The organism is Piscinibacter sp. XHJ-5 (assembly GCF_029855045.1).
GTDB lineage: Bacteria > Pseudomonadota > Gammaproteobacteria > Burkholderiales > Burkholderiaceae_C > Albitalea.
Genome location: NZ_CP123228.1, coordinates 6,474,803 through 6,499,781 on the forward strand (window position 1 = coordinate 6,474,803; position 24,979 = coordinate 6,499,781).

Consider the following 24,979-nt stretch of genomic DNA (forward strand, 5'->3'; position numbering starts at 1 on the left):
AGGCCGGCGGCTATAAGCCTGAGGGCAGCCGCCTTAAACTCCGCGCGCGTCAGATGCATGACCAAGTCAATGGCGCCACCCCCACCCACGTGAGCGCGACAGTCCCAGAATCTGGGTCCGGTGAGCAAGAGTTCGTAGTCAACACCGCCCACACTTGCGTGCCACCTGGAACTGCTTGTGTCCTTTATCGGAACGAACGTCAGATCCATCTTGACGTGTTCGGCAATCGCTGCCAAAACTTGCGAGGCATCGAGCTGACGCCAACGTGTGAGGTGAGCTTCGCCGATAGGCCGGGAATGCTTGATCATGACCATCCGATGATGGCACTTCGGTCGCAAGTTATCCACAGGCTCGCGACCCCCTCCCCGGACCCCTCCCTGCTACTCGTCCATAGGACGAAGCCAGCCAACTCTGTCCAATCTGACGCTGCAATCAAGACACTCCACGGCAAATCAAGTCATGTGATCAAAGATCACTTTGTTGACCGAGGCCATGGACCGAACTCCAGATGACGGGAATGCCTCGATTATCGCCTGCGCCGGCGGCTACCATGACGTCCACACGGGGCCCCCGGAAGCACGAACGGCACGGGGAACACCGTGCCGTTCGACGACCGGACGAGTCGCTTCAGCGCTTGCTGAGCGGCGCGCCGATGTAGCTCGTTTCGGCCAGCTGCTTCGCGCCCTCGGCGTTGTCCACCAGCTCCGGATAGACGCGTCCGACCATCAGGCCGAAGCCGATGCTGGTGCGCACGTAGCGGATCTGGCCGGCGCTCAGCGTGAAGCTCAGCTTCTTCTCCACTTCGGTGGACGTCGCCACCTCGATCGGACCCGCCGGCAGGTCGACGAAGAAGAACCCGCCCGGCTTGGACTCGCCGGCGACCTTCCCGTTGACCAGCACATTGGGCTGGATCGCCGCGCCCATCATGCTGCTGCTGCGGTAAACGTAGACACGCCCCTGGTCCGGCTTGAGACCCGGAATGGAGGAGGCCACTTCGGCGTGCTTGGGGCCGGAAGCGCAAGCGGTCAGAAAAGCCACCACCAGCAACAGCGCAACGCGATACAGGGTCTTCATCGTCAGTCTTTCCTTTGAACGAGGGGAAATGAGGTTGCCAGCGGCAACGGGGAGAACGCTTTCTCGACCGGCAGGTAGAAGCCGACCAGGCGGTCGTCGCGCAGCACGGCGTAGGCCTCGTGCATGTGGCGGCCCTCGACGGTGAGCACCGTCTGCGTCGGGCGCAGAACGGTGCCCTGCGGCAAGCTCCCGGCGACGGAAAATTCGGTGTGGGCGCGGATGATGCGGGTGTAGTTCGACTCGAGCCTGACCTCGACGTCGTTGCGCAGCGTGTAGAGCCGGCCCGCTTCGGGCACCGACGCGTTCAGCTCCACCGGCTGACGCACGACTTCACCCGCACAGCCGACGAGCACGGCGGCCACCAGCAGCGCGCTGCAAGCGCGGTATCGCATGTGATTCCTCCCTCGTTTGTTCCCGGTCGGCGCCGGGCGATCTGATCTGGAGCGCGAGTGTAACGAGTGGCGTGCGCACCGCCTCTCATGGCTTCCCCCGTTGTGACGGCAGCGCGCGCGACGGCGTCCCGTACCATCCCGGTCTCTCGCTCCCGCCGCCTGCCGTCCCGTGAATTCCGCCGTCACCGCCTCCGTCGACACCTCCCTGGCCGTGCTGCACGAGGTGTTCGGCTACGCCGCATTCCGCGGCGCTCAGGCCGACATCGTCGAGCACGTGGTCGCCGGCGGCGATGCGCTGGTCCTCATGCCCACCGGCGGCGGCAAGAGCCTGTGCTACCAGGTGCCCGCCATCGTGCGGCACCGCGCGGGACGCGGCGTCGCGGTGGTCGTTTCACCGCTGATCGCGCTGATGCACGACCAGGTCGGGGCGCTCGAGGAAGCGGGCGTGCATGCGGCCTTCCTCAACTCCACGCTGAGCTTCGAGGACACGCAGAAGATCGAGCGCGAGATGATGAGCGGCCGGCTGGTCCTGCTGTACGCCGCGCCGGAGCGCGTGACCACGCCGCGCTTCCTGGCGCAGCTCGACTCGCTGCGCGAGCGCGGCCTGCTGAGCCTGTTCGCGATCGACGAGGCTCATTGCGTGAGCCAGTGGGGCCACGACTTCCGCGAAGACTACCTCGCGCTCAACGTGCTGCACCAGCGCTACCCCGGCGTGCCGCGCATCGCGCTCACCGCGACCGCCGACGAGCTGACGCGCGCCGACATCATCGAGCGGCTGCAGCTCGAGCAGGCGCGCGTGTTCATCAGCAGCTTCGACCGCCCCAACATCCGCTACGCCATCGTCGAAAAGGACAACGCACGCGCGCAGCTGCTGCGCTTCATCCAGGACGAGCACGAAGGCGAAGCCGGCATCGTCTACTGCCAGTCGCGCAAGAAGGTGGAGGAAACCGCCGAGTGGCTCAGCAGCGAAGGCATCGCCGCACTGCCCTACCACGCCGGCCTCGACACCGAGATGCGCAAGCGCCACCAGGACCGCTTCCTGCGCGAGGACGGCCTGGTGATGGCGGCCACCATCGCCTTCGGCATGGGCATCGACAAGCCGGACGTGCGCTTCGTCGCCCACCTCGACCTGCCCAAGAACATCGAGAGCTACTACCAGGAAACCGGCCGCGCCGGCCGCGACGGCCTGCCGGCCGACGCCTGGATGGCCTACGGGCTGGCCGATGTCGTCAACCAGCGGCGCATGATCGACGAAAGCCCGGCCGGCGACGAGTTCAAGCGCGGCCAGCGCCAGAAGCTCGACGCGCTGCTGGCCCTTGCCGAGGCGCACGATTGCCGCCGCGTGCGCCTGCTGGCGTACTTCGGCGAAGGCAGCGTGCCGTGCGGCAATTGCGACAACTGCCTGCATCCGCCCGCCACCTGGGACGCCACCGAGGCGGCACGCAAGGCGCTGTCGTGCATCTACCGCTTCCACCAGAACGGCGGCCAGCGCTTCGGCGCGGGCCACCTGATCGATGTGCTGCGCGGCAAGGTGACGGACAAGGTCACGCAGTTCCAGCACCAGCGACTGTCCACCTTTGGCATCGGCGCCGACCTGAACGACCTGCAGTGGCGCGCCGTGCTGCGCCAGCTCATCGCGCTGGGGCATGTCCGCACCGAGGGCGAGTTCAACACCCTCGAGCTCACCTCGAGCGCGCGCTTCGTGTTGCGCGGCGAAGTCGACATGCTGCTGCGCCAGGCGAACGAAGCACCAGGTCGCGGCAAGTCCGCCAGGACCCCGCGCACCGCAAGGGACAAGCCGACGCCGCTGCCGCTGGACGCCCAGGGCACCACGCTGTTCACGGCGCTCAAGTCCTGGCGGGCCGAGGTCGCGCGCGAGCACAACCTGCCGGCTTACGTGGTGTTCCACGACGCCACGCTGGCCGAGATGGCGCGTGCGCGCCCCGCCAGCCTGGGAGAGCTCGGGCAGATCAGCGGGGTCGGCGCGAAGAAGCTCGAAGCCTACGGCCGCGAGATCCTGCGCGTGCTGGAGTCCGGTGCCGGCTGAGGCGGCGCAGCGCAGCGGCATGTGGTACGTGCGACATCCGCAAGCCGCCGATCGGCCGGCGCTGATCGACATCTGCCTGCGCACCGGCCATGACGGCGGCGACGCACGCAGCCGCTACGCCGATCCGGGGCTGCTCGCCGAGATCTTCCTGCTGCCGTACCTCGAGCTGGAGCCGCTATGGTGCTGGCTCGGCGAGGACGACGCGGGCATCGCCGGCTACATCGTCGCCACGCCCGACACGCGCGAGTACGCGAGCCGCGGCGAGCAGCAGTGGTGGCCGGCGCTGCGCCGCCGCCACCCCCTTCCCGATCCGGATCGGGAAGGCCCGCAGGCGGATCTCACGCGGCGCGCGCATGCCGGCGTGCCCACCCACATGGACTTTCTCGACACGCATCCGGCCCACCTGCACATCGATCTGCTGCCGCGCGCGCAGGGACGCGGCCTCGGCGCGCACCTCATGGCGACCTTGCTCGAGCCGCTGCAGACGGCCGGCGTGCCGGGCGTTCACCTCGGCGTGTCGGCGTCCAATCCACGCGCGAACGCGTTCTACGAACGGCTGGCGTTCGAGGTGCTCGAACAGGCAGCGTGGGGCCGCTGGATGGGGCGCCGGCTGGCGCTGCCGCCGCCGGTCACGGCGTGATGGCCACCGACACGGTGGCGCTGTCGGCCTCGCTGCCGAAGCCGTCCACAGCCCGAGCGAACACCTGCAGCGAGCTGCGCCCGTCGGCCGGCGCGACGGCATTCCATTCGTAAGGCGCGCTGGTGTCGCTGCCCAGGAGCACCGATGCGTTGCCGTCGACGCGGTAGAACGACACCCGGTCCACGCCGTCCTCGTCGGACGCCGCGGCGACGAAGCGCGCGGTTTGGCCGGCTTGCACGCTGACCGCGGCGGTGGTGAGGTTCACCGAGGGCGGCCCGTCATCGAAGTCGTCGCCGAAGCCGAAGTGAATGCTGCCGCCGCAGCCGTGCAGCACGCACGCCGCGGCCGTGAGCAACGCGGCCCACGACAGGGCGGCTCGGATCCTCGCGGGCATGGGAACTATGCTACGACGAAACATTTCACCCCGGTGATGCGGCTGGGCCGTATCACCTTCGCCATGAGCAGATCGATCCATGCTGGCTCCCCGGCCTGAACCCGGCGACGACGAGCTGATGAGCGCCTATGCGTCCGGTGACGCCTCGGCGTTCGAGCCGCTGTACGCGCGCCACCAGGCGGCGCTGTACCGCTTCATCCGCCGCCTGCTCGGCCCGTCGCTGGCGGGGCAGGTCGACGAGGTGTTCCAGGACACCTGGCTGCGCGTGATCCATGCGCGGTCGCAGTGGCAGCCCCAGGGCGCAACGTTCCGCACCTGGCTGTTCACGCTGGCGCACCACCGCGTCATCGACGTGTGGCGGCGCAGCGGGCGCGAGGTGTCGCTGGATGCCGAAGACGACGGCGAGCCTTGGGAGCCCGACGCCGCCGCCTGGCAGCATTGGCCGGCGCCGGCCAGCGCCGCGCCGCACAGCGAGGACCTGGCGTTCTGGCGGCGGGCCGGCGAGCGCCTGCTGCACTGCCTGGACGAGCTGCCGCTGCCGCAGCGCAGCGCCTTTCTGCTGCACCACGATGACGGGTTGCCGCTGGCCGAGGTGGCGAACGCGCTCGATGTCGGCTTCGAGACCGCCAAGACGCGTCTGCGCTACGCGATGAGCAAGCTCAGGACCTGCATGGGGGCGTACCTCGCGCCCATGCAAGGCCCCACCGGAGACACGCGATGAACGGCGAGCGGCCGCTGCCGTCCGAGGACGCCGAGCGCGACGCCTGGCTGCGCGCGGCCTTGCGGCACGCGCCCGACGTCCACGTCGGTCCGCCGCCGGCGCTCAGCGAGCGCATCCTTCGCGAGGCGCACGCAAAAGCGCCGGCGCCGCGTGCTGCATCGACATCGGCGCGCTGGTGGAGCTGGCTGGCGCGTCCGTCGATCGGTGCGGCATTTGCGAGCGTGATGGTCGCGACGGCCGTGGGCCTGATCTGGTGGGACCGCCCGCCGCAGGAGCACGCGCCGCGGCCCGCAGCCATCGCACCCGAGCCGGACGCCGCCCCCGCGCCGGCCGCTCCACCGGTGCCGGTGGCCAAGGCGCCATCGACGACGGCGACCGGGTCGACCCAGGCGCCGGCACCGGCCCTCGAGACGCCTGTCAGGCGCGAGGCGCGGCGTGCGCCGGCGCCCGCGGTCGATGCGACGGCCAAGGCCGCGGGCACGGCAGACGTCATGGCCGCCGCGCCCCCGCCGCCGGCCCCGGCGGCAGCGGCGGCCACGGTTCCGACACCCGCCGCGCCCGCTTCGCCGCTCGCCGAAGCGCAGCGCGCCCCCGCCGTGCTGTCGGGCGATTCGCGCGAGCTGCGCCAGCGGCTTTCGCTCTCGACCGAAACGGCGTCGCTGGCCGATCTGCGTGCCACGCTCGCCGTCGATGCTTCGCGCTGGTCGTGGCACCGCGGCGGCGTGGCAGAGCAGCCGGTCGGCGACCGCATCACCGGCTGGCTGACGCAGCTCGATGCCGAGACCGGCAGGCGCTGGCATCGATCGCCCGGCGCGGGGCCGGCCGGGTCGGGCGAGGACCTGGTGCTGCGCCACCAGGACGGCACCTCGCATCGGCTGGGCGTGGACAGCGGCGCGGCGCATTGGGAAACCCGCTCGCCGGATGGAACGCTGCGACGCTGGCAGGCCCCGCTCGGGGCCGCCGACGAGCGGGCACTCCGCGCCCGGCTGCAGGAGGCGACGCAGTAGGGGTGCGTCCGCCGACTCGGCGGCGTCGTTATCATGGCCGGTTTGCGCCGCGCTCCGATGTCCGCCGTCCCCTCCGACGACCTTTCCCGTGCAGGATCCTCGACCGAGGCCTCCATCGAGGCCCCGATGATCCGCGTGCGCGGCGCGCGCACGCACAACCTCAAGAACATCGATCTCGACATCCCGCGCAACCAGCTGGTGGTGATCACCGGACTGTCCGGCTCGGGCAAGTCGAGCCTCGCGTTCGACACGCTGTACGCCGAAGGCCAGCGCCGCTACGTCGAGAGCCTCTCGGCCTATGCGCGGCAGTTCCTGCAGCTGATGGACAAGCCCGACGTCGACGTGATCGAGGGCCTCAGCCCGGCGATCAGCATCGAGCAGAAGGCGACTTCGCACAACCCGCGCTCCACCGTCGGCACCGTCACCGAGATCCACGACTACCTGCGCCTGCTGTACGCCCGCGCCGGCACGCCGTTCTGCCCCGATCACCACCTCCCGCTGCGCGCGCAGAGCGTCAGCCAGATGGTCGACGCCGCGCTCGCGTTGCCCGAGGGCACCAAGCTGATGGTGCTGGCACCGGTGGTGCGCGACCGCAAGGGCGAGTTCGGCGAGCTGTTTTCCGACATGCAGGCCCAGGGCTATGTGCGCTTTCGCGTCGATGGCGCCGCCTACGAAGCGTCCGACGTGCCCAAGCTGAAGAAGGCCGAGAAGCACGACATCGACGTCGTCATCGACCGCGTCAAGGTGCAGCCGGGGCTGCAGCAGAGGCTCGCGGAAAGCTTCGAAGCCGCGCTGCGCATCGCCGACGGCCGCGCCATCGCGCTCGAGATGGACGCGGATCGCGAACATCTGTTCTCCAGCAAGTTCGCCTGCCCGATCTGCAGCTACTCGCTGGCGGAGCTCGAGCCGAGGCTGTTCTCGTTCAATTCGCCCGTCGGCGCGTGCCCGAGCTGCGACGGTCTGGGGCTGGTGACGGTGTTCGACCCGGACCGCGTGGTCGGCTTTCCCACCCTCAGCCTGGCCAGCGGCGCGGTCAAGGGATGGGACCGGCGCAACGGCTACACCTTCTCGCTGCTCGAAAGCGTGGCGAAGCACTACGGCTTCGACATCGACGCGCCGTTCGAGGACCTGCCCGATCGCGCGAAGCAGGTGCTGCTGTACGGCTCCGGCGCCGAGGACATCGCCTTCGTCTACGAGGCCGAAGGCGCTCGCGGCAAGACGCGCAGCGTGAAGCGGTTGCATCCGTTCGAGGGGATCATTCCCAACTTCACGCGGCGCTTCAAGGAAACCGACTCGGCCGCGGTGCGCGAGGACCTGGCGCGCTACCAGAGCGCCAAGCCCTGCCCCGAATGCGAAGGCACGCGGCTGCGGCGCGAAGCGCGCAACGTGTTCCTTTTCGACGAGCGCGAGGAGCGCGGCGAGCCGATCTACCGCGTCGAGCACTTCACCTTGCGCGAGTGCCTGGACTACTTCGAGACCCTGCGGCTGCAGGGCGCGAAGGCGGAGATTGCCGACAAGGTGGTGCGCGAGATCCGCTCGCGGCTCACCTTCCTCAACGACGTGGGTTTGAGCTACCTGAGCCTGGACCGCAGCGCCGACACGCTTTCCGGCGGGGAGGCGCAGCGCATCCGGCTCGCCTCGCAAATCGGCTCCGGGCTCACCGGCGTCATGTACGTGCTCGACGAGCCGAGCATCGGCCTGCACCAGCGCGACAACGACCGGCTGATCGGCACGCTGAGGCACCTGCGCGACATCGGCAACAGCGTGCTGGTGGTCGAGCATGACGAGGATGCGATCCGCTCGGCCGACCACGTGATCGACATGGGCCCGGGCGCGGGTGCCCACGGCGGGCGCGTGATCGCGCAGGGCACGGCCGAGGACGTGTCCCACAGCAGCGAGTCGCTGACGGGCAAGTACCTGGCGCGCGTGCTGCGCATTCCGGTGCCGAAGGTGCGCCATCCATGGCGCCGCGCCTCCGAAGCGGAGAGCCTGCGCATCGTCAATGCCAGGGGCAACAACCTGAAAGGCGTCAGCGCGGAGATCCCCGTCGGCCTGTTCACCTGCGTGACCGGCGTCTCCGGTTCCGGCAAGAGCACGCTGGTTAACGACACGCTGTACGCAGCGGTCGCGCGCAAGCTCTACAACAGCCACGCCGAGCCGGAGCCGCACGACTCGATCGACGGGCTCGACGTGTTCGACAAGGTCATCAACGTCGACCAGAGCCCGATCGGCCGCACGCCGCGCAGCAACCCGGCCACCTACACGGGCCTGTTCACGCCGATCCGCGAGCTCTTCGCCGAGGTGCCGGCCGCCCGCGAGCGCGGCTACGGGCCGGGACGATTCAGCTTCAACGTGGCGGGCGGCCGCTGCGAGTCGTGCCAGGGCGACGGCGTGCTGAAGGTGGAGATGCACTTCCTGCCCGACGTCTACGTGCCCTGCGACGTCTGCCATGGCCGGCGCTACAACCGAGAGACGCTGGAAGTGCTCTACAAGGGCAAGAACATCACCGAGGTGCTCGACATGACGGTGGAGGACGCGCATGCGTACTTCAGCGCGGTGCCGGCCATCGCGCGCAAGCTGCAGACGCTGCTCGACGTGGGCCTGGGCTACATCCGGCTCGGCCAGAGCGCGACCACGCTGTCCGGCGGCGAGGCGCAGCGTGTCAAGCTGGCGCTCGAGCTCAGCAAGCGCGACACCGGCCGCACGCTGTACATCCTCGACGAGCCGACCACCGGACTGCACTTCGCCGACATCGACCTGCTGCTGAGGGTGCTGCACCAGCTGCGCGACGCCGGCAACACCATCGTCGTGATCGAGCACAACCTCGACGTGATCAAGACGGCCGACTGGCTGATCGACATGGGCCCCGAAGGCGGCGCCGGCGGCGGCACCGTCGTCGCCAGCGGCACGCCGGAAGACGTGGCCGCCAACCCGGCGAGCTACACCGGCCGCTACCTGAAGCCGCTGCTCGACGCCTGATCGGCGTCTCGTAGCCCGGATGCAAGCCGGGCTTTGAGATCGGCGCAGCGCGATCCCGGAGCGCTGGCTAGACTGCGGCCAGCCTCGAGGAGACACCATGAGCCTGACCGTCGACTACTACTTCGCTCCCGTCTCGCCATGGACCTACCTCGGCCACCGGCGCTTCGGCGAGATCGTCGCTGCGGCCGGCGCGAAGGTGAGAGTGCTCCCGGTGGACCTGGGCGGCAAGGTGTTCCCGGTATCCGGCGGCTTGCCGCTGTCCAAGCGCGCGCCGCAACGCCAGGCTTATCGCCTCGTCGAACTGAAGCGCTTCAGCGACTTTCTCGGCCAGGCGATCAACCTGCAGCCCAGGTACTTCCCGATCAACGGCGACGATGCCGCTCAGCTCATCATCGCCGTCGACATGCACGACGGGACCGACGCGGCAATGGCCATCACCGGCGCCATCCTGCGCGCCGTGTGGGTCGAGGACCGCAACATTGCCGATGCAAACGACCTCGCCGCGCTGCTGGCGGCGTGCGGGCTGCCCGCGCGCCGGCTCGACGACGCTCACTCGCAGGCGGTGCACGAGCGCTACGAGGCGGACACGCAGCAGGCGATCGAGACCGGCGTGTTCGGCGCGCCGAGCTACGTGATCGACGGCGAGATCTTCTGGGGCCAGGACAGGCTCGACTTCGTCGCACGGCGCCTCGCGCGCGGATGACCCTCATGGGACGCTGGCTCGTGGCGTTGTGGCTGGCGGCCTGCGCCGCGGCACATGCCGAGCCGTATGCCGGCCCGCTGTTCGACGCCCACCTCCACTACAACGACGAAGCCCGGCAGCCGCATCCGATCGCCGACGTACTGGCGCGCATGAAGCGCAGCGGCGTGCGCGGCATCGTCGCCAACAGCCGTCCCAACGACGGCACCAAGGCGCTGGCGGCCGCCACCGCGCAAACGCGCGCGGCCGGCGTGACGGTCGTGCCCTTCGTGCGCCTGTACCGCAATCGCGCCGACTACGGCAGCTGGTTCAAGGACGAGTCGATCCACGAGATGGTCCACGACGAGCTCGCGCGAGGCACCCCCGCCGGCCCCTACCGTGGACTGGGTGAATTCCACCTCTACGAAAGCGCGAACGCCAATGGGCCGGTCGCGCAAAAGCTCATGCGACTGGCGCAGGAGCGCGAGCTCGCGGTGCTGGCCCACGTGGACGACGACGCCATCGACCTGCTGATGGCCCACGCACCGAATGTGCGCCTGATCTGGGCCCACACCGGCATCGGCGGCGCGCCCGTGGCGCGCGTGCGCGCGCTGCTGGTCAAGCATCCGACACTGATGGGCGAGCTGTCCTACCGCCCCGGGCTCACCGATGGCAGCGGCCGCCTGAGCGCCGACTGGAAGGCGTTGCTCGGCGAGATGCCGGAGCGCTTCCTGATCGGCTCGGACACCTGGGTCAATGAGCGCTGGGATTCGTACGAGACGCTGATGCGCCAGGCGCGTGCGTGGCTCGGCGACCTGCCGCCCGAGGCGGCGCGCAAGATTGCGTGGGAGAACGCGGCGGCGCTGTTCGGACTCGGACGGTGATTGTTGGGTTGGCCGCACGCGGCAACGGCATGGGGCTAGATGCGTGCGACATCTGCACGGCCGGTCGCCGGAGGCGTGTCCCACAATGGCGCGCTCCTCGCACGACCCGCATGCATCCGGCCCCCCACCCTCCCAACGAAGCGCGCCGCCTGTCCGTGCTGCGTGAGCTGGGACTGCTGGACACCGATCCGGAAGCGGCGTTCGATGCGCTGGCCCTGGCGGCAGCGAAGCTCACCGACTGCCCGATCGGGCTGATCACACTGGTGGACGAGCACCGCCAATGGTTCAAGGCGGCACACGGGCTGGCGCTGCGCGAGACGCCGCGCGACGTGTCGCTGTGCGCGCACACCATCCTCGGCGATGCGCTGCTGGAGGTGCCGGACACGCACACCGATCTGCGCTTTCACGACAACCCGATGGTGACCGGATCGCCGCACCTGCGGTTCTACGCCGGCGTGCCGCTGCAGTTCCGCGGCGCGACGCTGGGCACGCTGTGCGTCGTGGACACCGCCGCGCGGCGCCTGCAGGCGGACGAGCGCGATGCGCTCCTCGGCCTGGCGCGCACCGCCACCGAGCTGCTGCGCAGCCGCCAGCGCATGAACGCGCTGAACGCCGAGCATCGCCGGCTGCTCGATTTCGGGCGCGCCTCGGGCGACTGGATGTGGGAGACCGATGGCGCGCTGCGCACGACCTGGGTTTCCAGCGCCTTCGGCGTCGCCACGGGGCTGGCACCCGAGTCGGTGATCGGCGAGCCGCTGGCCGACCAGCCGCTGCTCGATGCCCATGGCGCGGCGCGCTCGAACGGCAGCACGCTCGGCGAGCTGATGCGGCGCCGGCAGCCGTTCTCGCGCGCCGTGACGGCCAAGCAGACGCCACGCGGACTGCTGTACGTGTCGCGCAGCGCGGTGCCTGTGTTCGAGGAGGGCGGCGCCTTCGCCGGCTACCGCGGCACCGCACGCGACGTCTCGGCGCAGGTCGCAGCGATGCGCCGCTCACGCGGTCAGGACGCGCTGTTGCGCAAGCTGTCGTCGCAGGTGCCCGGGGTCATCTTCCAGTTCCAGCTCAACCGCGACGGCTCGTTCCACTATCCGTACGCCAGCGACGGGCTGCGCGAGATGTTCGGCATCGAGACGCCATTCGACGCCGCCGGCGCCGACGCGTCGCTGCCGCTGCGCATGCTGCATCCCGAGGACCGTCCCGGCTTCGCCGACAGCATCCGGAAGTCCGCCGACGCGCTCACCGCCTGGCAGCGCGAGTACCGCATCGTGCGCGGGGACGGCGCCGTGCGCTGGCTGGAAACCCGCGCGATGCCCGAGCGCCTCGGCGACGGCGGCACGCTGTGGCACGGCTTCACCGCAGACGTCACCGAGCGCAAGGAGACCGAGCTGGCGCTGCGGCGTTCGGAGGAGCGCTGGGAGATGGCGGCGGACGCAGCGGGCATCGGCATCGCGGAGCTCGATCTGGCCAGCGGCGGGATGGCGCTCGATCGCCGCGCCTGCATCAACCACGGCGTCGGGTATCCGCTCGCCCACTACACGCTTGCCGCGTGGATGGAGTCGATCCACCCGGACGACCGCGACGCCATGCGCGTTGGCATCGAGCAGGCGCTGCAGACCCGCGGCACCCACGAGACCCGCTACCGCCTCGTCCGGCCCGACGGTCGGCAGACGACGCTCGAGGCGACGGCGCGCGGCCGCTACGACGCGCAGGGCCAGCCGATCGGCGTCGTGGGCACCTGCCGCGACGTCACGGCGCAGCTCGAAATCGAGCGGCTGCAGCGCGACAAGGAAGCGGCCGAGCGCGCCAACCGCGCGAAGAGCGAGTTCCTCTCGCGCGTGAGCCACGAGCTGCGCACGCCGCTGAACGGCATCCTGGGCTTCGCCCAGCTGATGTCGCTGGACCGCGTCGCGGCGCTGGCGCCCGAGCAGCAGCGACGCCTCGACAGCGTCGTTCGCGCCGGGCGGCACCTCCTCGCTCTCATCAACGACGTGCTCGACGTCACGCGCATCGAGAGCGACGACTTCTCGCTGCAGCCGGCCTGCGTCGACGCCGGCGCGGCGCTCGACGACTGCCTCGCGCTGATCCAGCCGCTGGCCCAGGAAGCGGGCGTCACGCTGCCGCCGCCACCCAGGGCGGCCTGCTGGGTGCAAGCCGATCCGCGTGCCCTTGAACAGGTGCTGATGAACCTGCTGTCCAACGCCATCAAATACAACCGGCCGCGCGGGGCGGTGGCGGTCGACGTGGGTCCGGCCGCCGGCGAGAGCGGCGCCTCGCGGACACGCATTGCCATCCGCGACGAGGGCGCCGGCATGAGCGACGCGCAGCAGGCGTCGTTGTTCCAGCCGTTCAACCGGCTCGGAGCGGAGCACAGCCGCACCGAAGGCAGCGGGCTCGGGCTCGTGATTTGCCAGCGCCTGGTGGACGCGATGGGCGGGCGCCTGGAGGTGCGCAGCCAGCCCGGCGCAGGGTCCACCTTCACCGTCGAGTTGCCGGCCGGTGCGGCGCAGCCTGCCCTCCCGGCGGCCGTCGTGCTAGCCGATGCCGCGCCGGTCCAGCGGGCCACCGGCCCGCGCGAGGTCCTCTACATCGAGGACGAGCCGCTCAACATGGTGTTGATGAAAGAGGTGTTCCGCACGCAGCCGCACTGGACCTTGCGGGTGGCCGAGGACGGCGCCGCCGGTGCCCGCATCGCGCGCCAGTCGCGGCCCGACCTGGTGCTGATCGACATGAACCTGCCGGACACCAATGGCCTCGCATTGATCCGCGAGCTGCGCGGGGACCCGCGCACGAGGCAGCTGCGCTGCATCGCGTTGTCGGCCGATGCGATGCGCGAGCAGATCGATGCGGCGCTGGCGGCGGGCTTCGACGACTACTGGACCAAGCCGATCGACGTCCAGCGGGTCCTGAGCGACCTGTCCAGGCTGCTGGCCGGCCCCTCCGCGACCCCTGCATAGGGACAAAGAAAAAGCCGGTGCGGGGCACCGGCTTTTTTCGGAGAACCCCGGTCTTCGCCGGGGAGGCCATCACTTCAGATGCGCGTTGATGAGCTTGGTCATCTCGAACATCGACACCTGGGCCTTCTTGAAGATCTCCTTCAGCTTGGCGTCGGCGTTGATCATCGTGCGCTTGGCCGAGTCTTGCAGCTTGTTCGCCTTGATGTAGTCCCACACCTTCTTCGTGACCTCGGTGCGCGGAACCGGCTTGTCGCCGATCACGGCGGCCAGTTGCGGGCTGGGGGTCATGGCCTTCATGAAGGCGGCGTTGGGGGTGCGCTTCTTGGCCGGGGCCTTCTTGGCTGCCGTCTTCTTGGCTGCGGCCTTCTTCGCCGGGGCGGCCTTCTTGGCCGCCGGGGCCTTCTTCGCCGCCGCCTTCTTGGCCGGAGCGGCCTTCTTTGCCGGCGCCTTTTTGGCGGCGGCCTTCTTCGCAGTTGCCATTTCGATTCTCTCCATCAAGTGAGTTGTTGATGTGCCGGGCTGGGTGAGAGCCGCATGAACTCTCGTTTCTCCAGGGACCGCGCGGTGCGAATGGTACTGCGTGTGTGCTGCATTGAGAAGCAGTTTTCATAGGAGAAACGCGCAATCTCCATAGGTAAACAGCGCTTTTGTCGCGATGAGACATCACTCGATGGTCCCTCGGTGGTCTCGCGGCTGTGCGAACGCGCATGGTGAGAACCTCGACTCGCGTTCGCCGTGGCTTCGCAGCGGTGTTCAAGCGCTATGCTCGCCCCCCATGAAACTGATCGTTCGCTGGATGCTGTTGGCCGCCGCGCTGCTGCTCGTGGCGCACCTCTACCCCGGTGTCGAGGTGAAGAGCTTTGGTGCCGCGATGATCGCGGCGCTCGTCATCGGTCTGTTCAATGCGCTGCTGCGTCCCATTCTGGTGCTGCTGACGCTGCCGGTGACGCTGCTGACGGTCGGCCTTTTCCTCTTCGTGATCAACGCCGTGATGTTCTATGCGGCCGCGAGTGTGCTGACGGATTTCAACGTCACCGGCTTCGTCGCTGCGCTGATCGGCTCGCTGATCTACAGCCTCTGCGGCATGGTGATCGACGTCGCCATGGAGCGAGTGTTCCCCGACCGCTGAGGCTTCCGGAACACCCCGGGGCGCGCCGCTCAGCGAGGGCCGCCCGCAGAGCGCTCGTCGGCCGCCAGAGCGCGGCGTTGCGTTTCGATGTCGCGCAGACGCGCGTCGATGACCGAGGCCTCGATGAAGTCCACCGCGCCTCCCCCGCGCGCGAGTCGCTGGCCGGCGCGCAATCGGTCGATCGCGCCGGCGAGGTCACCCACCGCCACGCGTGCCTCGGCTTCGGCGCGCATCGCGCGCAAGCGCTGTCCGAGCTGGCCCCACAGCTGTCCGAGGAGCGACCACGCTTCGGCATCGTTGGCGTGGCTGCTGACCCAGGTCTGCAGTTCCTCGGCGGCGCGCTTCCAGCCGTCTTCGTTGCTGCTGCGTGCCAGCGCGATGCGCGCACCGAGGAGGACGACCGGGCGGGACGGCTCGGTGGCGTAGGGCTTCAACGCGGCCTCGGCACGCGCCGGGTCGCCGCGGTCGAGCATGGACTGTGTCGCGAGCAGCGCGACGGCGCGCTCGGCGCGGGCATCACTGCGCGGACTTCCCTGCACCAGCGTCTGCGCCTTCTGCAGCGAGGCGTCGGCGCGCGCCCAGTCGCGCAACAGCGTCGAGGCGAGCGCGCTGTCGCAGGCGGCGGCCAGCTTGTCGCTCACGGTGGTCGGGGTGTTGTCCGCATCGCGCGACTGCCAGCGCCGCAGTGCATCGACACGGGTATCCATCAGCACCCGCGCGCGCGACTGCGCCACCGTGTGCTCCAGCACGCTGACGGGCGCCGCCGGCGTCGTCGTGCCGAGACGGGCGCGCGCTTCGCCGATGCGCTCGGTGGTCAGCGGATGGCTGCGCAGGTAGGGAAAGCCGCCGCTGTCCATCAGGCGGGACGACTGAGCGAGCTTTTCGAACATCGACGCCATGCCGCCGGGCGCGAAGCCGGCGCTGGTCATGACGCCGAAGCCGATGCGGTCGGCTTCGCGTTCCATGTCGCGCGAGAAGTTGAGCTGGCCCTGGATGCTGGCCGCCTGGCCGCCGGCGATCGCGGCGTTGGCCATGTCGGCGTTGTTGCTGCGGCTCGCCGCCAGGATGCCGAGGATGGTGGCGGCGATGCCGATCATCGAGGTGCGCTTGCTGTTGGCGATGCTGCGCGCGATGTGCCGCTGCGTGACGTGCGACATCTCGTGCGCCAGCACCGACGCCAACTCGTCGCGCGTGGACGTCATCGCGATCAGGCCCATGTGCACGCCGATGTAGCCGCCCGGCAGGGCGAAGGCGTTGACGCTGCGGTCGCGCACCAGGAAAGGCTCGAACGCGAAGCGCTGGTCGAGATCGGGGCCGATCTCGCCGCGCTGGCGGGCGGCCCCCACGAGCGGGACGAACACCCCTTGCAGGTATTCCAGCAGGATCGCGTCGTCGCTGTAGTCCGGATCGCGGCGGATCTCGCGCATGATCTGGTCGCCGATCTTGCGCTCCTGGCCGATGCCGAAGTCCTCGGAGGCGGTGTCGCCGAGCGCGGGGAGGCGGTTCTGCGCGAACGCCGGTGGGGCGGCCATCGGCAAGCTCATCGAGAGGGCGCACAGGATGGCGAGCAGCCGAGGGCGCCAGCATCGGTCGGCGAAAGTGTTCAAGCGAGTCCCTCGGAAGCGAAGCACGTTCGAGCGAATACCTTGTCAGGAGTTCGCGCGTCGACTGACTATGATGCCAGCGCCACCTTTGCCGGATTGTTTCGCGATATGACTGCCCCCGCTGCTCCCGCGCCCGCCCCGTCGCCGCTGACGCACTTCGATCCGGCCGGCCAGGCCCACATGGTGGATGTGTCGGACAAGGCCGAGACCCATCGCATCGCGCGCGCGACCGGCGAGATCCGCATGCAGCCGCAGACGCTGGCCTTGATCGTCGGTGGCACCGCGAAGAAAGGCGACGTGCTCGGCGTCGCGCGGATCGCCGCGATTCAAGCGGCGAAACGCACCTCCGAGCTGATCCCGCTGTGCCATCCGCTGCCGCTCACGCGCGTCGCGGTCGAATTCGAAACCGATGCGGCCGACAGCTGCGTGCGCTGCACGGCACAGGTCGAAACGCACGGCCGCACCGGCGTCGAGATGGAGGCGCTGACGGCGGTTCAGGTGGGCCTGCTGACCGTGTACGACATGTGCAAGGCGGCCGATCGCGGCATGGTGATGGGATCGATCCGCGTGCTGGAGAAGCGGGGCGGAAAGTCGGGCGACTGGCACGCGGTGTGACCGCCGGCCGCTGCCGGTCAACTCAGCGGAACGCGGTGTAGTCCATCGACTTCGTAGGCGGCATGCACTGGAAAGGCACGTCGGTGACCGGCTGGCGCGGCTGGTCGCAGGGGGCGAAGAAGGCGTCCGAATCCGGGTTGCGGAACTCGCGCAGGCGCTGCGCGATGTGCCTCGCCCGCTCGTCGTCGCCGCTCTCGTGCAGGGCCTTGGCCCAGGCCACCATCAGGCGCGTGTCGAGCAGGAAATGCGACGCATAGGCGAAAGACGGCAGCGCCTGCGCTGGATGCGGGGCGGTGGTCGCTTCGGCGTAGTGGGCGTGATGGGCGAAAAGCCAGCTGCGCTCGCCGAGCGCGATGCGCAGCGCGAGCGGAAAGGACTCGTCGCTCTCGGGATCGAAGATGGACGCGACCCGCAAGTACTCGACGACCGCCCCCGCGCTGACCAGCAGCATCAGCAACCCGGCGAGGATGAACGAATGGTTCTTCGCCGGTCTCTTCAACGGCGGGCGAGCGCTCTCGCCCGCCGTGGTTGCATCTCCGGCGAGCAGTTTCGCGGGCAACGGTTCGTGGCCGAGGCACAGGCCCCAGATGAACGCCGCCGGCAGCATGAAGTAGGCGTACCACAACGGATACTCGAACAGGCTGTGCAGGCCGATCATCAGCACCATCATGAAGGCGCAGCGCAGCATGGTGGCCGTGTCTGCATCCGCAGTGCGACCGGCGGCGAACGCGCGCCAGAGCGCATAGCCGAGCAGCGCCAGGATCAGCAAGCCCAGCGGCACGCCGAGCTCCACCAGCAGCTGCAGCGGCAGGTTGTGCGTGTGATCGAAGAAGGCGGTCGGCCGGTTCGGGAACGGCGTCAGCGACCACGCGAAATTGAACTCCCCGAAGCCGACTCCGAGCCAGGGATGGCGGGCGATCAGCGACAGCGTGTTCGACCAGATGTTCAGCCGCGAGTTGGGGCTGTCAGCGGTACTGGTGACGTGCTGCTGCCCGCCGAACGAATCGTCGGTGAGGGCCAGGGCGCCGAAAATCAGCAGGTACGCGATGGGCGACAGGATCAGGAAGCCGCGCGCTCCCCGCGACAGCCGGCGGTCCAGCACGCCCCAGATCGCGAGGATCACGACACCGACGATGCCGGTGCGCGAGGCGGTCAGCGCGAGCCCGAGCACCATTGCCGACCCCAGTGCGACGCCGATGCGACGCGGCAGTTGGCCGGCCTCGCACAACCAAAGCGTGGCGATCAGCGACCACAACAGCACGCTGCTCAGGTGGTTGGGTTGCCGCAGGTTGCCCGAGGCACGGCCTTCGAGCGCGGTGGGCGCGACGACACTGCCGGCGCCGGTCCACTCGGGCGCCAGAACCTGGATCACGCCAATGGCAACGCCGAGGGCTCCCGCGAGCACGAGCGCGATGCACACGCAGGAAAACGCCTTCGCACCGAGCCGGCTCCGGCCGGCGCCCACGCCGGCCCACACCACAAGGCCCGCCGCCGCGACACTGGCGACGGGGCCGAGCGCGAGCGACTTGGGCAGGGACCCGAAGGCGTACGACGCGAGAGCGGCGACGGCCGACAGGCCCAATGCTGCCATCAGCGCCGCCGCTCCCCGGCCGAGCGGCCAGGCGGAGCGACAGCTGCGGCTCCAGGCGAGCATGAACAGCGACCATCCGAGGAGCGCGGCAGCCTGGTTGACGAAGGTTGCCGAGGGCGGGATGTTGCGAGCCAGCACGGTCGGCAAGGCGATGGCGAGCATCGCCGCGGCAACGCCGAGCTTCGGCTCGGCCAGCTTGTCGTCGACGGAGAAGGAGGAGGCGAGTGCAGTCACGCGGCGGATCCGGTGGCAGGTCTGCGCGTCATTGTCCGTGCAAATTCGCGGCCGGCCGGCGCTGCTCCGGAAGGCAGACGGACGAACGCCCCATCAGGCGAACCTGATGGGGCGTGATGGATGCTTGACAGGAGAACGGAGCGGCGTGCGCTCCGTTCGGTGCATCAGCGGCCGGTGCCCTTGACGTAGTTGCCGAGCGTGTCCGTGGCGGTGGCGACGCAGGTGATGTTGCCACCCGTATCGATGCCGCAGTCAGCGTTGTAGACCAGCGACTTGACGTCGGTTGCGCCCGTGAAGGCCAGGTTCACCGCCGTAGCGCTGCCGGTCGCGACCACAGCGCCGGTCGAGTACTTCGGGGTGGGCAGGACGCTGCCGGCGAAGCCGTACTTCTGCAGCTCGGCCACGGTGTCGCACTGCGTGCCGACACCGGCTTCGTCGTTCATGCAGGTCTTGATCGAGGTCTTCACGCCTTCGAGCTCGGCGATGTTGGCCGCCCACTTCGACTTGACCGTGTAGTCTTGGTAAGCCGGCAGCGCGACGGCCGCCAGGATGCCGATGATCGCCACGACGATCATCAGTTCGATAAGGGTGAAACCTTGTTGGACTCGCTTCATGAGAGGTGCTCCTGGAAAGGGTGGTGACGGTTGCGCAGGAACAGTTGCAGTGGTCATGCCAGCGTTACGAGCCTCCTGGATCGTGCAATTTGCACGGGCGACTGACGCGATCGGTCACAAATTGTGTCCCACGCTTACGCGAGATGGAACTCAGTGACGGAAAGCGTCAGCTTTGGCGAACGGCGTCCGGCCGAGCCGCCTGGCCGACGCGGATTTCCTGTCCGGCCGCCAGCGCATGGATCCGATGGGCGCCGCCGAAGCGAGCGATCTGCGCCATCACCGCGTCCAGCTCCCCCGGCTTGATGTGGGTGATGTGCACATCGACGCTCCCCGGGAGCTGCAGAAGCTCCTCGCGCAACGACGTCGGGCAGAGGTGGCGACTGATCTGGGCGAGCTGGCGTTCTTCGTCGCCGAAGGCGGTCTCGATCACCAGGTGCGCCACTTTCATCGTTGCCAGCCGCTGCCAGAGCGCCGGATTCGGCCCGGTGTCGCCGGTGTAGACCCACCAGCCGAGATCGTCGCCGCCGTCCACCGCAAAGCCCACCGCCGGCACGGTGTGCGCCGCGCTGAGCACTTCGATGCGGCGGCCGGCCAGCGTCAGGGTCTCCCCCACGGCGATCGGCTTGAACTGCAGCGTGGGCGCATCCACGCTCGGCAGCCGGGTGAAATCGGGCCAGATCACGCCGTTGAAGATGTGATCGCGCAGCGCCTTCAGCGTCTCGGGCAGCGCGTGCACCGTGACCGGGCCGCGCCGGCGCGCAATGCGGCGGCGCATCACGCTGTCGGCCAGCAAGCCGATCGACAGCACGTGGTCGAGGTGCGAGTGGCTGATCAGGATGTGGTCGATGCGCGCCAGCTCGCTCAGCGTGAGGTCGCCGACACCGGTGCCGGCGTCGATGAGCACCGAGTCATCGAGCAGGAAGGACGTCGTCCTGCAGCCGGCGGCAATGGCCCCGGAACAGCCGAGGACGCGGATGATCATGGCGGTGAAGGATCCGGACGTTGCGCCGCGCGCAGCGCGGCGGCGTTTGTTCTAGCTGAACCGGATGTTGATCGCCACGGCGCCGCGGCGCAAGGCGCCAAAGCCGCAATTTTCGGCCAAACGCGAGGGGGTGGCGTCTCAGTGGGAACCCGCGTGAAAAGGATCACGCCAGGATCGCGCGCCGGTGTGGGCGCAGTCCCGCATCAGAGCTGCACGAACTGCATCTGCGTGCCGGCCAGCTCGATCACGTCGCCGTTCTTGAGCTGCACGGTTTCGCCGGTCAGGGGATTGCCGTTGACCGTGGGCCTCGCGGCCCCCTCGACATGCGCGAAAACGTAGCCGCCCGGGCGCTTGGTGATGGAGGCGACCTGCACGCCGGGCTTGCCGACGGTGGTGACGACCTTGGTGAGGTTCACCTCTCGCCCCGCTGCCGCGCCGTTGAGCACGCGGATGGAGGCAGGAACCACCGTCGATCCGAGCGCCCCGAAACCGGAGTTGCCGAATCCGCCGGTCGGGGCGTAGCCGACCGACGATGGGGCCGCCGGCGGTGTGGCGCCCGGCTTCATGATCATGGTTTTTTCGTAGTCGCTGCCGTCTTCGACGAGGAACTTGATCTTGTACTTGCCGATCTCGACCGTGTCGTTGTGGGTCAGCAGCTGCTTCTTGACGGCCTTGCCGTTGATGTAGGTGCCGTTGGTGCTGTTCAGGTCTTCGATGAAGACGTCGGCGCCCATCATCTGCAGCACCGCGTGTTCGCCGCTCACGGCCAGGTTGTCGATGACGATGTCGTTGTACGGGCGGCGTCCGAGGGTCGTCTTGTCCTTGGTGATCTGTACCTCCTTGATCACCACCCCATCGAGCGATACGACCAATTTGCCCATTCGTTGACCTCTGTAATCGTGTCTCTTGTGTCACCGCCCCGATCTGCGCCGGGACGGTCGCTTCGCTCGTGTCTGCGGCGCTGCCCTACCTTCTGAAGGGCCACCACGAGCGTGTCGGACCGCTGGAGCCGCGCACTCTTGCGAGTATCACCGAAATATTGTCCTTGCCGCCGGCATCATTGGCCGCGTCGATCAGCGCGCCTGCCGCCTCCTCGAGCGAGTCGCAGCCCTGCAACAGCTGGGCGATGGTTTCGTCGTCGAGCATGTCCGACAGGCCGTCCGAGCACAGCAGGTACATGTCGCCGGGCATGAGGTCGTGCAGGTGCGTCTCGAGCAGCACGGTGTCCTCGACGCCGACCGCGCGGGTCACCAGATTCTTGTTGGCCGAGAACGCCGCCTGCTCGGCCGTGATGAGTCCGGCGTCGATCTGCTCCTGCAGCAACGAGTGATCGTGCGTGATCTGCTGCAGCCTGCCGGCGCGCAGCCTGTAGCCGCGCGAATCGCCGACGTGACCCATCAGCAGGCGGCCATCGCGGAACACGCCGACCACCAGCGTGGTGCCCATGCCGGCGTACTGCGGATTCGAATTGGCGGCGTTGAAGATGGCGCGGTTGGCGTTGTCCACGCAGATGTCCATGGCGCGCCGCACGTCGGTATCGGACGCGGTCGAGGAGGCTTCCTGCAGCCAGCGTCCGAGCTCGGTCTTGATGAACGAGGTTGCCATGCCGCTGGCGACTTCGCCAGCGTTGTAGCCGCCCATGCCGTCGGCCAGCACGATCAGTGCGGAAGGTTCGTCGACCGCCACCGAATCCTCGTTGTTGTTGCGAGCACGCCCCGTGTCGGTGGCGCAGAAGAACTCGAAACTCATGGTGGCTGGACAGTGGCGGTGGGCGGCCGGACGTTGCAACGCATCCGCGATCAAAGCGGGGAATTGTGCCCCGGATCGCCACGCGTGAGCTTCACGGTGGCGGCGAATCCATCGGAATTGGGGGGTGCCGCATCGGCTTGCGGAAAGGACTGGCCGGCGGCCGGCGCGCACGCCGCAGCGATCGTGCGCAGATCGGCTGCCAGCTGTCGCCCGTCGGCGTAGCGAACTTCCGGCCGCTTCTTCAGTGCGAGCGCCACGACGTTGGCCAGCGACTCGGGAAGATCGGCGCGCATGCGGCGGATGTCCGGCGCCGGCTCGTTCGCGATCTCATACATCAGCTTGGCCATGGACTCGGCGGTGTGCGGCAGCCGTCCGGTGAGCAGCTGGAACAGCATCACGCCGAGCGAGTAGAGGTCCGAGCGGCCGTCGACTCGGCGTCCCGCCATCTGCTCGGGAGACATGAACGACGGCGTTCCCAGGACCATTCCGGTCCGCGTGCGGCTGGAATCGGTGATCCGCGCGATGCCGAAGTCGGTGACCTTCACGCTGCCGTCGGCCGGATCGATCATGACGTTGGCCGGCTTGATGTCGCGGTGCACCACGCCCTGGCTGTGCGCATACGCCAGCGCATCGGCGACGCGTGCCACGATGCGCAGCACCGTGGGCACGGGCAGCAGCTGCGCCGCGGTGGTGTAGCGCTGCAGATCGTGGCCCTTCAGGAATTCCATCGCGATGTAGGCGAGATCCTGTTCCTCTCCGGCGTCGAAGATGGTCACGATGTCGCGGTGCTGGAGGCGGCCGGCCGTTTCGGCCTCGCGGAAGAAGCGCTCGCGCGCTTCGGTGAGCGCGGCGCCGTCGAATTCCTGGCTGAGTGCCATTGTCTTGATGGCGACCTGGCGCCCGATCTTGGGGTCGTGACCCAGGTACACCGCGCCCATGGAGCCGCGGCCGATCTGGCGATCGACACGGTAGCGGCCCAGCGACGCACGATCCGCGGGCACAGTGGGCGGACCGGCGGCTGCCGCGGCACTCGCGGCGCCAGGGCGTTCCGCCGGCTTGGGCGCCGCCGCGACGGTCGACTGAGGTGCGCGGCGTCCGATACGCAGGCCGAGATGCCCGAACAGCAGGGCCAGCGCGGCTGGCCACGTCGGCCACCAGGGACCGCCCGATACCAGCAGCGCACTGCTGGCGACCAGCAGGACGGCGGCGAGCAGCAAGGACGCCAGGCCCGCGGGGCGCGGCGCCAGGCGCGACACGACGAAGAAGAGGTGGACCGCCGCCAGCACAAGGCCGATCAACGCTCCCAGCAGCGAACCGGCGGTGGATGCCGGCGGCCCGGTCATCACCTGGAGGAGCGCTTGGGACACCGACATGCCTGTGCACGTTAGCACAGGCTTTTTCGGCGGACGGGCGTTCTTTCGAGGGGGACGCGCGGGCGGCGAGCCCCCGCCCGCGCGTGTGCCGTCAGTCGGCCAAGGTCAACACCGCGCTGAGGCCGGTGGTGATCGCGACCGGCGCAGCCCAGCGGCTGGTGTTGCTCGCCGGCTGCCCTGTCGCGATCGGCTCGTCCGTCTTGCCGATCTGCGGCCGGCGCGCGTCGAGCAGGCGAACACCGCCCAGGCGGGTCTCGATCCGCGCCGACAGCTCGACGAGCGGCCGCTTGGCAATGAGCTTCTCGACAACGGTGCCGGGCTGCCCCTTCAGGTCGGGCTCGATCTGCGCGAACACCTCGGCGGCCCATCGCTCTCGCCATTGCTGGCGCGCGGTGTTGGACACCCAGCGGCCGATGTGGCGCGTCAGCGTCGGTGGGCAGGCGACCAGGACCCAATGCGTGGCCGACGCGCCCGCGAGCATCGGCTGCAGGATGTGGCGCGCATGCTCCGCATCGTTCAAAAATACGGCGATCTTTTCCATCGTGATCTCCTGGTGAGGAAAGCGTTGCGGGGCTCAGGTCGCCGACGGCGGCGGCGGCTCCTGGTGGTGGCGGTGGGCAGCCCACCATCCGGCGGCCAGCACGCCGACGATCAGCACGGCATACGTGGCGACGCGGCTGACGGTGCTCGGGTCGTAGATGCCGTCCAGCAGCGGTTCGCTGACGATCATGTGGGCCGCGGTGTAGGCAAGCACTGCCGCGCCGGCGTAGGTGATGATGGGAAAGCGCTCGACGAGCTTGAGGACCAGCGTGCTGCCCCAGACAACGATGGGCACGCTGATCAGCAGGCCGATGACGACGAGGTCGAAAGCGCCGTGCGCGGCGCCGGCCACGCCCAGCACGTTGTCCACGCCCATCAGCGCATCCGCGACGACGATGGTCTTCATCGCGCCGAGGAACGTGTTGGCATGGGGGTGCAGCACGTCGTCGGTGTCCGAGGGCAGCAGCAGCTTGTAGGCGATCCACACCAGGCCTAGCCCGCCGACGAGCATCAGGCCCGGGATCTTCAGCAGCCAGACGACGCCGACGGTCATCAGCGAGCGCACGACGACGGCGCCTATCGTGCCCCAGATGATCGCCCGCTTCTGCAAGTGGGCCGGAAGGTTGCGCGCGGCCAGCGCGATGACGATGGCGTTGTCGCCTGCCAGCACCAGGTCGATCAGGACGATGGCGAGCAAGGCCGACAGCCAGGCGGTAGAGAAGAGTTCCATGCGGTCTCCATGAGCGGTTGCACGACGAACGGTGCAAGTCGCAGAGA

The 24,979-nt window shown here is 69.0% G+C and carries 23 protein-coding genes; 10 read left to right on the top strand and 13 right to left on the bottom strand.

Translation table 11 applies throughout. The annotated features are described in order from the left end of the window. Positions 1–627 precede the first annotated feature (627 nt). Both P7V53_RS30675 and P7V53_RS30680 read right to left on the bottom strand, forming a co-directional pair. Positions 628–1,074: a DUF2846 domain-containing protein gene (locus P7V53_RS30675; protein WP_280153267.1), complete on the bottom strand. Its 447-nt coding sequence runs from the start codon at positions 1,072–1,074 to the stop codon at positions 628–630. 2 nt (positions 1,075–1,076) lie between these two features. Beyond that, complete coding sequence (locus P7V53_RS30680; RefSeq protein ID WP_280153268.1) at positions 1,077–1,466, bottom strand: hypothetical protein; 390 nt, start codon at positions 1,464–1,466, stop codon at positions 1,077–1,079. A gap of 169 nt (positions 1,467–1,635) precedes the next feature. On the opposite strand from P7V53_RS30680, the gene recQ reads away from it, so the two are divergent. Next, the gene (gene recQ, locus P7V53_RS30685; protein ID WP_280153269.1) at positions 1,636–3,513 is read left to right on the top strand and encodes a DNA helicase RecQ; all 1,878 of its coding nucleotides are present in this window, start codon (positions 1,636–1,638) and stop codon (positions 3,511–3,513) included. Further along, entirely contained in the window at positions 3,503–4,153 is a 651-nt protein-coding gene (locus P7V53_RS30690; RefSeq protein ID WP_280153270.1) for a GNAT family N-acetyltransferase, read from the top strand. The genes recQ and P7V53_RS30690 overlap by 11 nt, the downstream gene beginning before the upstream one ends. On the opposite strand, the gene P7V53_RS30695 is transcribed toward P7V53_RS30690, so the two are convergent. Further along, a complete protein-coding gene (locus P7V53_RS30695) occupies positions 4,143–4,547 on the bottom strand; it encodes an Ig-like domain-containing protein (RefSeq protein ID WP_280153271.1) in 405 nt (134 codons plus the stop codon). The two genes, P7V53_RS30690 and P7V53_RS30695, sit on opposite strands and share 11 nt — an antisense overlap. A gap of 79 nt (positions 4,548–4,626) precedes the next feature. On the opposite strand from P7V53_RS30695, the gene P7V53_RS30700 reads away from it, so the two are divergent. The 6 genes from P7V53_RS30700 (at position 4,627) to P7V53_RS30725 (ending at position 13,771) form a co-directional block, all read left to right on the top strand. Further along, entirely contained in the window at positions 4,627–5,268 is a 642-nt protein-coding gene (locus P7V53_RS30700) for a sigma-70 family RNA polymerase sigma factor (RefSeq protein ID WP_280153272.1), read from the top strand. Then, positions 5,265–6,275 carry a hypothetical protein gene (locus P7V53_RS30705; protein ID WP_280153273.1) on the top strand — a complete coding sequence of 337 codons (1,011 nt, stop codon included), beginning with the start codon at positions 5,265–5,267 and terminating at the stop codon, positions 6,273–6,275. The genes P7V53_RS30700 and P7V53_RS30705 overlap by 4 nt, the downstream gene beginning before the upstream one ends. Before the next feature lie 126 nt (positions 6,276–6,401). Next, a complete protein-coding gene (uvrA, locus tag P7V53_RS30710) occupies positions 6,402–9,254 on the top strand; it encodes an excinuclease ABC subunit UvrA (RefSeq protein WP_280153274.1) in 2,853 nt (950 codons plus the stop codon). A 97-nt stretch (positions 9,255–9,351) separates the two neighbouring features. Next, the gene (locus tag P7V53_RS30715) at positions 9,352–9,957 is read left to right on the top strand and encodes a 2-hydroxychromene-2-carboxylate isomerase (protein WP_280153275.1); all 606 of its coding nucleotides are present in this window, start codon (positions 9,352–9,354) and stop codon (positions 9,955–9,957) included. 5 nt (positions 9,958–9,962) lie between these two features. Beyond that, a complete protein-coding gene (locus P7V53_RS30720) occupies positions 9,963–10,817 on the top strand; it encodes an amidohydrolase family protein (protein ID WP_280153276.1) in 855 nt (284 codons plus the stop codon). Positions 10,818–10,927: 110 nt separating this feature from the next. Then, positions 10,928–13,771, top strand: coding sequence for an ATP-binding protein (locus tag P7V53_RS30725; RefSeq protein ID WP_280153277.1), 2,844 nt, complete (start codon positions 10,928–10,930; stop codon positions 13,769–13,771). A gap of 69 nt (positions 13,772–13,840) precedes the next feature. On the opposite strand, the gene P7V53_RS30730 is transcribed toward P7V53_RS30725, so the two are convergent. Beyond that, positions 13,841–14,251 (bottom strand): SWIB/MDM2 domain-containing protein, encoded by a 411-nt coding sequence (locus P7V53_RS30730; RefSeq protein WP_280153278.1) that lies wholly within the window; start codon positions 14,249–14,251, stop codon positions 13,841–13,843. 295 nt (positions 14,252–14,546) lie between these two features. Here P7V53_RS30730 and P7V53_RS30735 point away from each other — a divergent pair, with 295 nt between their 5' ends. Further along, positions 14,547–14,900, top strand: coding sequence for a phage holin family protein (locus P7V53_RS30735; RefSeq protein WP_280153279.1), 354 nt, complete (start codon positions 14,547–14,549; stop codon positions 14,898–14,900). A gap of 29 nt (positions 14,901–14,929) precedes the next feature. Here P7V53_RS30735 and P7V53_RS30740 read toward each other — a convergent pair whose 3' ends face one another. Then, on the bottom strand, positions 14,930–16,432 hold the full coding sequence (locus tag P7V53_RS30740) for a M48 family metalloprotease (RefSeq protein WP_280153280.1): 1,503 nt from the start codon (positions 16,430–16,432) through the stop codon (positions 14,930–14,932). 180 nt (positions 16,433–16,612) lie between these two features. On the opposite strand from P7V53_RS30740, the gene moaC reads away from it, so the two are divergent. Then, a complete protein-coding gene (gene moaC / locus P7V53_RS30745; protein WP_280153281.1) occupies positions 16,613–17,119 on the top strand; it encodes a cyclic pyranopterin monophosphate synthase MoaC in 507 nt (168 codons plus the stop codon). A 22-nt stretch (positions 17,120–17,141) separates the two neighbouring features. On the opposite strand, the gene P7V53_RS30750 is transcribed toward moaC, so the two are convergent. The 8 genes from P7V53_RS30750 to P7V53_RS30785 all read right to left on the bottom strand — a co-directional run bounded on the left by P7V53_RS30750 (position 17,142) and on the right by P7V53_RS30785 (position 24,932). Further along, positions 17,142–18,944 (bottom strand): O-antigen ligase family protein, encoded by a 1,803-nt coding sequence (locus P7V53_RS30750; RefSeq protein ID WP_280153282.1) that lies wholly within the window; start codon positions 18,942–18,944, stop codon positions 17,142–17,144. Between the two features lie 164 nt (positions 18,945–19,108). After that, a complete protein-coding gene (locus P7V53_RS30755) occupies positions 19,109–19,558 on the bottom strand; it encodes a pilin (protein WP_280153283.1) in 450 nt (149 codons plus the stop codon). 166 nt (positions 19,559–19,724) lie between these two features. After that, positions 19,725–20,540: a 3',5'-cyclic-nucleotide phosphodiesterase gene (locus P7V53_RS30760; protein WP_280153284.1), complete on the bottom strand. Its 816-nt coding sequence runs from the start codon at positions 20,538–20,540 to the stop codon at positions 19,725–19,727. A gap of 203 nt (positions 20,541–20,743) precedes the next feature. Beyond that, the gene (locus P7V53_RS30765) at positions 20,744–21,421 is read right to left on the bottom strand and encodes an FHA domain-containing protein (protein WP_280153285.1); all 678 of its coding nucleotides are present in this window, start codon (positions 21,419–21,421) and stop codon (positions 20,744–20,746) included. 85 nt (positions 21,422–21,506) lie between these two features. Then, positions 21,507–22,289: a Stp1/IreP family PP2C-type Ser/Thr phosphatase gene (locus P7V53_RS30770; protein WP_280153286.1), complete on the bottom strand. Its 783-nt coding sequence runs from the start codon at positions 22,287–22,289 to the stop codon at positions 21,507–21,509. A 50-nt stretch (positions 22,290–22,339) separates the two neighbouring features. After that, the gene (locus P7V53_RS30775; protein WP_280153287.1) at positions 22,340–23,662 is read right to left on the bottom strand and encodes a serine/threonine-protein kinase; all 1,323 of its coding nucleotides are present in this window, start codon (positions 23,660–23,662) and stop codon (positions 22,340–22,342) included. Positions 23,663–23,753: 91 nt separating this feature from the next. Next, positions 23,754–24,203, bottom strand: coding sequence for a hypothetical protein (locus P7V53_RS30780; protein ID WP_280153288.1), 450 nt, complete (start codon positions 24,201–24,203; stop codon positions 23,754–23,756). A gap of 33 nt (positions 24,204–24,236) precedes the next feature. Next, positions 24,237–24,932, bottom strand: a complete 696-nt coding sequence (locus tag P7V53_RS30785; RefSeq protein WP_280153289.1) for a TerC family protein — start codon at positions 24,930–24,932, stop codon at positions 24,237–24,239. Positions 24,933–24,979: the final 47 nt, after the last annotated feature.

Bases quoted from the DNA above. Each gene is read 5' to 3' on its own strand.
- P7V53_RS30780 (WP_280153288.1), bottom strand. From the start codon at position 24,203: ATGGAAAAGATCGCCGTATTTTTGAACGATGCGGAGCATGCGCGCCAC.
- P7V53_RS30735 (WP_280153279.1), top strand. From the start codon at position 14,547: ATGAAACTGATCGTTCGCTGGATGCTGTTGGCCGCCGCGCTGCTGCTC.
- P7V53_RS30730 (WP_280153278.1), bottom strand. From the start codon at position 14,251: ATGGCAACTGCGAAGAAGGCCGCCGCCAAAAAGGCGCCGGCAAAGAAG.
- P7V53_RS30720 (WP_280153276.1), top strand. From the start codon at position 9,963: ATGGGACGCTGGCTCGTGGCGTTGTGGCTGGCGGCCTGCGCCGCGGCA.
- P7V53_RS30765 (WP_280153285.1), bottom strand. From the start codon at position 21,421: ATGGGCAAATTGGTCGTATCGCTCGATGGGGTGGTGATCAAGGAGGTA.
- moaC (WP_280153281.1), top strand. From the start codon at position 16,613: ATGACTGCCCCCGCTGCTCCCGCGCCCGCCCCGTCGCCGCTGACGCAC.
- P7V53_RS30755 (WP_280153283.1), bottom strand. From the start codon at position 19,558: ATGAAGCGAGTCCAACAAGGTTTCACCCTTATCGAACTGATGATCGTC.
- P7V53_RS30725 (WP_280153277.1), top strand. From the start codon at position 10,928: ATGCATCCGGCCCCCCACCCTCCCAACGAAGCGCGCCGCCTGTCCGTG.
- P7V53_RS30785 (WP_280153289.1), bottom strand. From the start codon at position 24,932: ATGGAACTCTTCTCTACCGCCTGGCTGTCGGCCTTGCTCGCCATCGTC.
- P7V53_RS30675 (WP_280153267.1), bottom strand. From the start codon at position 1,074: ATGAAGACCCTGTATCGCGTTGCGCTGTTGCTGGTGGTGGCTTTTCTG.
- P7V53_RS30695 (WP_280153271.1), bottom strand. From the start codon at position 4,547: ATGCCCGCGAGGATCCGAGCCGCCCTGTCGTGGGCCGCGTTGCTCACG.
- P7V53_RS30680 (WP_280153268.1), bottom strand. From the start codon at position 1,466: ATGCGATACCGCGCTTGCAGCGCGCTGCTGGTGGCCGCCGTGCTCGTC.
- P7V53_RS30740 (WP_280153280.1), bottom strand. From the start codon at position 16,432: ATGGCCGCCCCACCGGCGTTCGCGCAGAACCGCCTCCCCGCGCTCGGC.
- P7V53_RS30700 (WP_280153272.1), top strand. From the start codon at position 4,627: ATGCTGGCTCCCCGGCCTGAACCCGGCGACGACGAGCTGATGAGCGCC.
- P7V53_RS30770 (WP_280153286.1), bottom strand. From the start codon at position 22,289: ATGAGTTTCGAGTTCTTCTGCGCCACCGACACGGGGCGTGCTCGCAAC.
- P7V53_RS30775 (WP_280153287.1), bottom strand. From the start codon at position 23,662: ATGTCGGTGTCCCAAGCGCTCCTCCAGGTGATGACCGGGCCGCCGGCA.
- P7V53_RS30760 (WP_280153284.1), bottom strand. From the start codon at position 20,540: ATGATCATCCGCGTCCTCGGCTGTTCCGGGGCCATTGCCGCCGGCTGC.
- P7V53_RS30715 (WP_280153275.1), top strand. From the start codon at position 9,352: ATGAGCCTGACCGTCGACTACTACTTCGCTCCCGTCTCGCCATGGACC.
- P7V53_RS30705 (WP_280153273.1), top strand. From the start codon at position 5,265: ATGAACGGCGAGCGGCCGCTGCCGTCCGAGGACGCCGAGCGCGACGCC.
- uvrA (WP_280153274.1), top strand. From the start codon at position 6,402: ATGATCCGCGTGCGCGGCGCGCGCACGCACAACCTCAAGAACATCGAT.